The sequence below is a fragment of the Paenibacillus humicus NBRC 102415 genome (genome assembly GCF_004000905.1).
Classification (GTDB): Bacteria; Bacillota; Bacilli; order Paenibacillales; family Paenibacillaceae; genus Paenibacillus_O; species Paenibacillus_O humicus.
On the sequence record NZ_BIMD01000029.1, the window covers coordinates 61,701 to 71,525 of the forward strand.

Below are 9,825 nucleotides of genomic sequence, written 5' to 3' on the forward strand. Positions count from 1 at the left end.
GAATGTCCAACCATACGACCCATTCCGAAGAGCCGGCCAAGCGCCACAAGCATGAAGGTCCCAAGAAGCATATCATTGCTTATGTCTTCTCGATGCTGCTTACGCTCGTTGCTTTCGCTACCGTCATCGGCGGCGAAATCAACACCTCCTTCATCTACATCCTGCTCATCATCATGGCGATCATGCAGGTCATCATCCAGATGGGCTTCTGGATGCATATGAAGGACCGGGGACATCTGTTCCCGATCGTAGGCATCCTTACCGGCGTGTTCGTTGTGTTCACGATCGTCATCATGGCGGAATTCTGGACCTGGTGGTAATCCGGTTCATCTATACCAGAACGAAAGGGGAGAGTCTTAACCGACCTCCTCTTTTGTTGTTTTCCATGTGTTTGGACGGTCCTGCCGTCCGGCGCCCGACGAGGAAGAAGTTCTCAATATTGCCTTTTGCTTTGACGTCCCCAATCAAGTAAGCTTAGCTTATCCGTGTCCGCTGCCATGCTGCTCATGGCCGGATGCAGCGGGCCGCAACGCGGCCGAAAGAAAGGAGACCGCTTCATGCTCGGACTTGAATATTTCAGCTTCCGCGCTCTCTGGAGTCCCTGGCTGCTGTTTCTGACGATCGCTTTGCTGATCGGATATTTCTATCTCATCGGCCCTTGGAGGCTGAAGCATTTCCCGAATGAACGGCGGGCAACGCCATGGCAGCAGCTCATGGCCGTCTCGGGAATCGTGCTGCTGTACATAGCCCAGGGCGGACCGATGAATCTGCTGGGCCATCTCATGTTCACTTTTCATATGGCCAATATGTCCATTTCCTATCTGATCGCTCCACCGCTCATCATTTTGGGCATTCCGGCTTATGTATGGAGATTCACATTCGGCAAGCCTTTCTGGAAGCGGTTCAGCAAGTCCATGAACCCGATCTTCACGCTGGTGCTGTTCAATGTGCTGTTCTCCTTCTATCACATCCCTGCAGCGCATGATTACATCATGACCAACTATCTGCTGCATGAGTTCTACTATTTCGTGCTGCTCGTCACAGCGATGATGATGTGGTGGCAGATCACCTGCCCGGTGCCGGAATGGAGCCGGCTCAACGGCTTGCGGAAGATGGCGTACGTATTCGCCAGCGGCGTGCTGCTGACTCCGGCCTGCGCGCTCATTATTTTCGCAGGCGAGCCGATGTATGCCGTCTACAACGATCCGAACGTATGGGCGAAGGCGATGAATTACTGCGTCGCCGGCAACACCCAGCAGCTGCTCAGCCAGTTCCAGGGGCCAGCCTTCTTCAATTTGATGGCTCCTGCAGAGGATCAGCAGCTGGGCGGCATCCTGATGAAGCTGGTTCAGGAAATCATGTACGGCTGCATTCTGGCTTACATTTTCTCGCAATGGTACCGTCAGGAAAATGCGGAGTCGGATGGCGACCTGCGCGGAACGGGACCGGCGGGAACGGTTTAAACCTCGCGATTGCTTCGCGGTTATTTTCGGATTGGAGTGGGGATCAGCTTGGACAAGTACACGATTTTTCCGACCATCAGCACCTTTTTCATCGTACTGAGCGCGATTCTGGTCGCAATCGGCTGGAATCTGGCCATCAAGCGCCGCCTGGAATCGCACAAAAAAATGATGCTTGCCGGGGCGGTCGCCGCCCTGATCTTCTTCATCATCTATACGTCCAGAACGCTTGTCATCGGCAACACCGACTGGGGCGGTCCGGACAGCCTCAAGCCGTACTATCTCGTGTTCCTGCTGTTCCATATCGTGCTTGCCACCGTGGCAGCCGTCTTCGGCATTACGACGATCGTGCTCGGCTACAAGCAGAAGTTCGCGCGCCATCGGCGGATCGGGCGCTTCACATCGGTCATCTGGTTCATTACGGCCATTACGGGAACCGCCGTATACATCCTGCTGTACCTTATGTATCCGGGCGGGCACACGAAGCCGGTATTTCACGTTATTTTCGGCTGGTAAGCCGCAGAATCGAGGAGGATACGGATGTCGACGGTATTTACGATCGGGGAAGCCCTTATTGACTGGATTCCGGAGCAGAGAGGCGTGGAGCTGAAGGCAGTCGGCGGATTCAGCCGAGCGGCGGGAGGGGCACCCGCCAATGTCGCCAGCGCGGTGTCGCGGCTTGGCGGCAGCAGCGCATTCATCGGCAAGCTTGGCGAGGATGCCTTCGGCGACTTCCTGGTCGAGACGCTTGCGGAAGCCGGCGTGGACGTCACCAGGGTGCTCAGGACGAGGGAAGCGAATACGGCGATGGCTTTTGTCAGCCTGAAGGCGGACGGCAACCGCGATTTCAGCTTTTACCGCAATCCGAGCGCGGACATGCTGCTGGAGAAAGACGAGATCGGAGATTGGTTCGAGCCGGGAGATCTCCTGCATTTCTGCTCGGTAGACCTTATCGAGGCGCCGGTCAAATACGCGCACAGGGAAGCGATTTCCAGATGCCGCGAAGCCGGGGGAATCGTCAGCTTCGATCCCAATGTAAGGCTGCCGCTGTGGAAAAGCCCGGAACAATGCCGCCAGGCCATTCTGGAGTTCCTCCCGATGGCCCATCTCGTGAAGATCTCGGACGAGGAGCTGACGTTCATTACCGGCATCTCCGAAGAGGAAGAGGCGCTGAAGTCTCTGTTCGCCGGCGATGTCAGGCATGTCATCTATACCCGCGGCGCGGCGGGAGCGACGTGGCTGTCCAAGGACTTCCGCGTCGAGGTTCCGGGCCATGCCGTAAGCGTCATCGACACGACAGGCGCAGGCGATGCCTTCATCGGCTCGCTGCTGTACGGCGTTCAGCGCCAACCGGACTTTCTCGGCGGCATCGAGGCGCAGACGGCGAGAGAGCTGCTCGCGTTCGCCAATGCAGCCGCAGCGATTACGACGACGCGTCCTGGCGCGATCGCCGCGCTGCCGACGGCCGCAGAGGTCAACGACCTGCTTGCCGCGAAATGAAGGTTGCCGCAAGGCATCGCCGTCAGCCAAGAAGAGGCCTGCAGCCGAATAAATCGAGGCGGCGGGCAACGATCCCGCTTTCATGCCTGCAAAAAAACCAGACTGTCCGGAGCTTTCCGGACGATCTGGTTTTTTTTCTTGATCAACGGTTCTTTTTTTGCGCTTCGAGAATGGCCCTGGATTTCACAAGGAAAGGCGGAGCATCCATGGGATTGCCGGGTATGAGCTCGATCATGCACAGCCTGGAACGGCATTCCGCTGCTGCCTGCCGCATGGCATCTCGGAGCTCGGCGACGGTTCTGGCGGTCGCGGTGAAGGCGTCTCCGCCGAATGCTTCCGGCAGCTTGGAGAAGTCCCATTTGGGAATGACATTATAGCCGGGATTGACCGCATCGACATTCAAATAATTCTCCACAACATACAGGCCGTTGTTCAGAATGAACAGGATCGGCTTGCACTGATGCTCCAGCATGGAGCTTATCTCCTGCGCCGTCAGATGGATGGAGCCATCGCCCGTGAACAGCAGCACCCTCCGGTCCGGCGCGGCGATGCAGGCTCCGAAGGCGGCCGGAGTGGCATAGCCGATGGCTTGCCATCCCCCCTGGGCCACGTAGGTGACGTTTCGGGGCAGCTTCAACTGGGACATCCCGTCGAACAAGGTGCCGGTCTCCACGACGACGACATCTCCTTCCTGGATGAATTGCTGGAACAGCGGATAGTAGTTGGCTGCCGCCAGGTCATCATCCGGCTGTCCCTGCGGAAGATCATAGGGAAAGGCCGCAGCGGGAACGGGAGCGGCCTGTACGATCTGGAGCTGCATGAGAGCATCCATCATATCCGGGGCTTGGATGCCGGCATACATGGCCTCTCCGATCCGGACGTTGTCCGGGTTGATTTGAATCGTCTTCGCAAAGTCCAGCTTGGCCGTGAAGCTGGCCGTGTTGGTGTCGGCCCAGACGAGACCGACAGCAATGACGCAATCCGCATTCTCTACGGCACGGCGGACGGATTCCTCGCCGCAACCCGCGGAGTACATGCCGATATAATTGGGATGGGTCTCGTCGAACGAGCCTTTGCCGTACACCATCGATGCTGCGGGAAGATGAAGCTTTTCCGCCAGAAGCCGGACGGCATTCTCCAAGCCGTATCGCAGCACCTTCACATCGGTCAGCAGCACCGTACGGCTGCTCCCCTTCAGCAGCCGGCCCGCATGGGCCGCCGCCTCTGCGAGGGAGGAAGCCGTTGTTGCCGGTGCGGGCCAAGATTCTGCATGCGCATGAATCGGCTTGGTTATCAGGTCGTTTGGAAGGGTCAAATAAACGGGCTTTTTTTGAGTCTGGGCCATGTGCAGTGCTTTAGGAATTTCATAAGAGGCGTTTTCAAGGGTAATAGCCGCAGCATAGGCGGTCAAGGATTCATAGACCTTCCGGAACGTATCGAAATTCCCATCCATCAGGGAATGATGCATGAGTTTATGAGCGGACTGGTCCATAGAAGGCGGAGCGCCGACGATGTGCACCACCGGAACGGATTCGCTGTTCGAGCCGGCGATGGCGTTGCAGGCGCTGAGCTCGCCGACCCCGAAGGTGGTGAGCAGGGCGGATATGCCCTTCAAGCGGGCGAAAGCATCGGCGGCATAACCGGCGTTCAGCTCGTTCCTGCAGCCGATGAAGCTCAGCTCGGGATGGCGGCCAAGCTCGTCCAGAATGCTGAAATTATAATCGCCTGGAACCCCGAATACGTTGGATATCCCGGCTCGGCTCAGGCAGCTGAACAGGAACGCCCCTAATGTTGGCTGATTCAAATCCTATTCCTCCCTATAGGTTTAGATAAAGGTTAGTTTGTCATCCTGATGGTTTTGTATGTGGCTGGACGACAGCAAAGCGAAATGGGACCAATTTTGGAACGAGTCGGGGAAATGAGACCTGTTCCAAAATTAGGTATTGACTAAAATTGGAATCGGTGTGTATAGTGTATATAAAGATATACACAGTATATACACTGTGTGGGGGGAGGAACGCTCTTGAGCACCTGGCAAGGCGCCAAGCTGCTAGTCAAATACGATTGGATGTCGATCGGGTACGGGTGGTTGTTCAACATCGCGATGCTGTTCTACTTCATCGTGACGACAACGCCATTGATCACGCAGCTCCGTGATCTCGAGCTTGTCGATTCGAGCTCATGGGCGATCGACTTCATCATGCTGGCCATCATACCGGTCCTGGGATTTTTCATGAACATGACGACCATCGGCAACTGGAAGCAAGCCAAGGTCGCACGCAAATTGGCCCGATTCAGACTGCTGCCGATCAGCTACCGCCAGATCGCCGTCGGACGCATCCTGACGATGGTTACCATCCTCGCACCTTCGCTGCTGATTTATTTCGGAACGCAATATGTCCTTGTTTATCACGATTTCCTGACTCCGCTGCAATTTTTGAACTTCAGCCTGCAATGGTTAGGCTACGGCATCGCGATCGGCTGCTTTTATGCTTTTCTGGAGCTCGGGTTTACAGGGAAAGCCTACTTCTGGTCCTGCATCATCATCATGTTTCTGATACTAGGCGTCGCGATTTTCCTGGCTTTCAACCGATATGCGCTGGTTATCCATCAGCTGAAGGCTGTGCAGGCGGGCGACTGGACCTTGGCAGCAATCATGCTTGCAGCAGCAGCGGTGTTTTTCGCGGGTATCATCGGGCCGATGGCCAGGCGGCTCAGCCGCCGCAACCTGCTGGGGTAAACCCGGCTTGAACGTTTTCTATTTAGGGGGGTGCAGCCGTGCGGCTACCCATTCATATCAACGAGCATAGCGCCGAGCCGCTGTACCACCAGATTGAATCCCAGCTCAGGTCGCTGATCATGAGCGGCCAGCTGGAGGAGAATACGCTGCTGCCCTCCAACCGCGAGCTTGCCCAGAATCTGCAATGCAGCCTTATCACGATCCGCAGGGTGTATCAGGATTTGGAGGCGGAGGGCTTGCTCCGTACGAAGCAGGGAACAGGCACCTTCGTCGCCAAGGTCGATGTCGAAGCCGGCGCCAGGCAGCGGCTGGAGGCGGTAGAGGCGGCCGTCTCGGCTGCGGTGGACGCCGGAGCAAGCGCAGGCCTCGGCCGTGCCGAGCTGGAGAGCATGCTGCGCGAAGAGCTGAAGCGGAGGAAGATGACATGACGAACCGATCGGAGGGAAACCGGGTGAGTACAGCTGTTCAGAATGCGAAGGTGACAGCGGATAGAGGAACACAGCCGGACGTCGTTGGAAGCGTACCGGCCGCAAGCTTCTCGGGCGTGCTGCTGAACCGCAGCCGGTTCCGGCTCGGTCCCCTGGATCTGGAGCTTCCGGCAGGCTATGTGACCGCGATTGTCGGTCCCAACGGCTGCGGCAAAAGCTCCACCTTCCGACTGCTGCTTGATCAGGCTCGCCCCGATGCAGGGGAGATCATGATGCTGGGCGAAGCGGTCGGCAAAGGAACGGACGATACGGAGCTCAAGCGCAGGATCGGCTACGTCCCGGAAGAAGACGACAAGCTCGACGGCAGGCTGCGCGGCACGGCCAAGGCGGACTTCGTCCGTCAATGGTATCCCGGATGGGATCGCAACGAATTCGAGAGAATGCTGAGGCAATTCGAGGTGGATCCTTCGCTGCGCCTGGGGAAAATGTCCAAAGGCATGCGCCGGAAATACGAATTGGCTCTCGCCATGGCGCACGGTCCGGAGCTGCTGCTGCTCGACGAGCCTTCATCGGGCCTGGATCCGCTGGCCTGGCGCACGATGGTCGACGAGCTCCACCGGTACATGGACGGAGGCAGCCGGACGATCGTCATGGCTACGCATATCATCGACGAGGTGAAGCGGCTGGCCGATTATATCGCCATCATGGATTCGGGCCGGATCATCGGCATGTACGAGAAGGATGAATTGCTGGGATCCTGGCATACCTTTTACCTATCCTCCCCAGAAGGCGCTTCGCCGGGCGACGTCGCCAGCGCCGCCGCTGCGATGCCCGGAATCGTACGGGTCGAGGAGGCGGGAGGAGGCACCTGCCGCGTGGTCACCTCCAGAGCTTGGGAAGCGGAGCAGTGGTGCCGCCAGCAAGGATATCTCATCAGCGGCCAGAAAGCGCTGGAGCTGGACGATATTCTGGATGACCTGATCCGGCAGAAGCGTTAAGCGATAAGGAACACAAATCGGATCCAAGCATGAGCAACAGGAAATCAACCCGCAAAGCGAAGCCTAGATTGCAGGCGATGCCGAAAAAGGCAAACGTCTGGACAGCATTTCAAGACGAACAGGGGGAAACAAGAAGTGAAACCGCTCATTGTGGAACGAGTCGTCAAGCAATATGCAGACAAAACCGCCGTCAACGGCATCAGCCTGGAGGTGGACCGCGGAGAAATCTACGGCTTGCTCGGCGCCAACGGCGCGGGCAAAACGACGACGATGCGGATGGTGCTCGGGCTGATCTTTCCCGACGAGGGCCGGATTCTGTACAACGGCAAGCCGTACACGAAGCAGCAGCTCAGGGACATCGGCTACCTGCCGGAGGAGCGAGGCCTCTATCCGAAGGTCAAGGTCAGCGAGCAGCTGGTCTACCTTGCCCGGCTGAAGGGAATGTCGGCGGCGGACGCCGACAAAAGCCTCAAGACGTGGCTGGAACGCTTCGGAGTGCCGGAGTATTATGACAAGCGCGTGGAAGAGCTGTCCAAGGGCAACCAGCAGAAGATCCAGTTCATCGCGACGATCATCCATAGGCCGAAGCTGATGATTCTGGACGAAGCGTTCAGCGGACTCGATCCGGTCAACGTGGAGCTGCTGAAGTCGACCGTCAAGGAGCTCCGCGATCAGGGAGCATCGATTCTGTTCTCGACGCATCGGATGGAGCATGTCGAGGAGCTTTGCCGCAACATTACGATTTTGCATCGATCGAACGAGGTGCTCAAGGGCAGCCTCAAGGAGATCAAGAACCGTTTTCCGAAGGAGAGAGTCATGCTGGCAGCGGACGGAGAGGTCTCCGGACTGGAGGAGCTGCCAGGCGTTCTCGGCGTCAAGCGGCATGAGCATGCCTACGAGCTGCGTATCGCGGACGAGGCTTCCGGGCGCGCGGTATTGCGTCATGCGATGCAGCAGAGCGACGTCACCCGCTTTGAGATCATGGAACCGACTTTGAACGAAATCTTTATAAAAACGGTAGGTGAAAAACATGAATGAGTTCTGGACGGTCACCGGCTTTACGTTCCGCAACAAGGTCAAAGGCAAAGCCTTCCTTATCACGACGCTCATCCTGGTCCTTATTCTATCGCTGGCCATCAATCTTCCCTACATCATCTCGCTGTTCAAATCCGGGGGCTCGGACAGCCCGAAGACGATCGGGTACGCCTCTATGCAGAGCGACCTGGCGCAAAGCAGCGTGACCCCGACTCTCGTCGGCGATTGGGTCAAGGAATATTTCGACTCCCAGCCGGCAGGCCAGCGGAAGCTCAAGCTGGAGAAGATCGATGGAGGAGCGAATGCGGCTTCGGCGGAGGCCGCTCTCAAGAAAGCGTTGACCGACGGGAAGATCAGCGGCTACATGCTGCTGGAGCCGAGCAAGGAGACCGGCTTCTACTCCGCTCTTTTCAAATCCGAGAAGATGCTCGACAATTCCGCGGTCGATGAATTGAAAACCGCGCTGCAGATCGTCAAGGCGAATGCCGCCGGCCTTACGGCTGAGCAGAAGACGCTGCTGTATGCGCCGGTCGACGTGAAGGCGCTGCAGATATCGACGGATGGAACCGCCGAGGATGCCGGCCGCACGGCTTCCCAGCAGGGCGTCAACATGGGCATGGTCTATGCGGTCCTGTTCCTGCTCTTCATGTCGATCATGGCGACGGGCCAGGTCATCGCGAGCGAAGTGACGACCGAGAAGAGCTCCCGCATCATGGAGGTGCTGATTACGAGCGTGTCTCCGCTGAACAGCATGTTCGGCAAAATCTTCGGCATGTTCCTGGTCGGCCTGCTCCAGATCGCGATCTATGTGGCGGCAGTCCTCATCAACATCCAGATCCCGACCAACAGGGAGGCGCTCGGCAATCTGGATATCCATCTCAGCGACGTCAGTCCGGACCTTCTCCTCTTCGCTCTCCTGTTCTACCTGACCGGCTATTTCCTGTTCGCAACGCTGTACGCGGCCGTCGGCTCCCTGGTCAGCCGTACCGAGGATCTCGGCCAGGCGGTCATGCCGCTGACGTTCGTGTCTCTCGCCGGGTTCTATCTGGGCATCTTCAATCTGGCGAATCCCGACAGCATGCTGGTCAAGGTGACTTCGTTCATCCCGTTCTTCTCGCCGTATGTCATGGTTCTGAGAGTAGGCGTAGGCCATGTGGCGACATGGGAGGTGCTCGTCTCGCTCGGCATCATGCTGGTCAGCATCTACGTGTTCGGCTGGCTGTCCGCCAAGATCTACCGTACCGGCGTCCTGCTCTACGGCAAGCGTCCGAGCATCAAGGAGCTGCGCAAGGCGATGAAGGCTTATAAAATCTAGCTTCAGGGATCGAACACGGGAGGGGAATGAAGAGCATGGCAAATACGAACGGACAAAAAAGAAGCGAGAAGAGCAGCCAATTGGGCTATCTTCTATTCTTCTCCTCCATGCTGTGCCTGCTGGCCGCCACGATGGATGCCGACGGATCTTCGCTGAAGCTGGGAGTCAAGCTGGCGGCAGGCATTGTCGGCGCGGTCGTAGCCGGAGCAAGCCTTCATCAATTCGGAAAAATTCGGCGAGGACAATAACTCGTTGGGGTCGATAGATTGATCCGGGCTTCCGGATTGATGCCAGAGCACAGGTTCTTGTGAACGAAAGAGAGCGGAATACCGAAATCAACACGATAGGG

11 protein-coding genes are annotated in these 9,825 nt (G+C 57.4%); 10 read left to right on the plus strand and 1 reads right to left on the minus strand.

Annotated features, from left to right (window positions below; genetic code table 11):
- Positions 1-2 precede the first annotated feature (2 nt).
- The 4 genes from PHU01S_RS16880 to PHU01S_RS16895 all read left to right on the plus strand — a co-directional run bounded on the left by PHU01S_RS16880 (position 3) and on the right by PHU01S_RS16895 (position 2,960).
- Positions 3-320 (plus strand): cytochrome C oxidase subunit IV family protein, encoded by a 318-nt coding sequence (locus PHU01S_RS16880; RefSeq protein WP_021878465.1) that lies wholly within the window; start codon positions 3-5, stop codon positions 318-320.
- Positions 321-557: 237 nt separating this feature from the next.
- Positions 558-1,463, plus strand: a complete 906-nt coding sequence (ctaG, locus tag PHU01S_RS16885) for a cytochrome c oxidase assembly factor CtaG (protein WP_049869079.1) — start codon at positions 558-560, stop codon at positions 1,461-1,463.
- A gap of 48 nt (positions 1,464-1,511) precedes the next feature.
- A complete protein-coding gene (locus PHU01S_RS16890) occupies positions 1,512-1,976 on the plus strand; it encodes a DUF420 domain-containing protein (RefSeq protein ID WP_048745272.1) in 465 nt (154 codons plus the stop codon).
- A gap of 24 nt (positions 1,977-2,000) precedes the next feature.
- Complete coding sequence (locus PHU01S_RS16895) at positions 2,001-2,960, plus strand: carbohydrate kinase family protein (protein ID WP_048745271.1); 960 nt, start codon at positions 2,001-2,003, stop codon at positions 2,958-2,960.
- A gap of 142 nt (positions 2,961-3,102) precedes the next feature.
- Here the strand turns inward: PHU01S_RS16895 and PHU01S_RS16900 are convergent, their stop codons facing one another.
- A complete protein-coding gene (locus tag PHU01S_RS16900; protein ID WP_127508689.1) occupies positions 3,103-4,764 on the minus strand; it encodes an alpha-keto acid decarboxylase family protein in 1,662 nt (553 codons plus the stop codon).
- 219 nt (positions 4,765-4,983) lie between these two features.
- On the opposite strand from PHU01S_RS16900, the gene PHU01S_RS16905 reads away from it, so the two are divergent.
- From PHU01S_RS16905 to PHU01S_RS16930, 6 genes are all read left to right on the plus strand, one after another.
- A complete protein-coding gene (locus tag PHU01S_RS16905; protein WP_127508692.1) occupies positions 4,984-5,700 on the plus strand; it encodes a hypothetical protein in 717 nt (238 codons plus the stop codon).
- Positions 5,701-5,738: 38 nt separating this feature from the next.
- Positions 5,739-6,128: a GntR family transcriptional regulator gene (locus PHU01S_RS16910; RefSeq protein WP_021878471.1), complete on the plus strand. Its 390-nt coding sequence runs from the start codon at positions 5,739-5,741 to the stop codon at positions 6,126-6,128.
- Positions 6,125-7,126: an ABC transporter ATP-binding protein gene (locus tag PHU01S_RS16915; protein WP_084781619.1), complete on the plus strand. Its 1,002-nt coding sequence runs from the start codon at positions 6,125-6,127 to the stop codon at positions 7,124-7,126. Before PHU01S_RS16910 ends, PHU01S_RS16915 begins: the two co-directional genes overlap by 4 nt.
- 135 nt (positions 7,127-7,261) lie before the next feature.
- Positions 7,262-8,164 (plus strand): ABC transporter ATP-binding protein, encoded by a 903-nt coding sequence (locus PHU01S_RS16920; RefSeq protein ID WP_021878473.1) that lies wholly within the window; start codon positions 7,262-7,264, stop codon positions 8,162-8,164.
- Positions 8,157-9,476: an ABC transporter permease gene (locus PHU01S_RS16925; RefSeq protein WP_049869084.1), complete on the plus strand. Its 1,320-nt coding sequence runs from the start codon at positions 8,157-8,159 to the stop codon at positions 9,474-9,476. Before PHU01S_RS16920 ends, PHU01S_RS16925 begins: the two co-directional genes overlap by 8 nt.
- A gap of 35 nt (positions 9,477-9,511) precedes the next feature.
- Positions 9,512-9,724, plus strand: coding sequence for a hypothetical protein (locus PHU01S_RS16930; protein WP_021878475.1), 213 nt, complete (start codon positions 9,512-9,514; stop codon positions 9,722-9,724).
- The last annotated feature ends 101 nt before the right edge of the window (positions 9,725-9,825 follow it).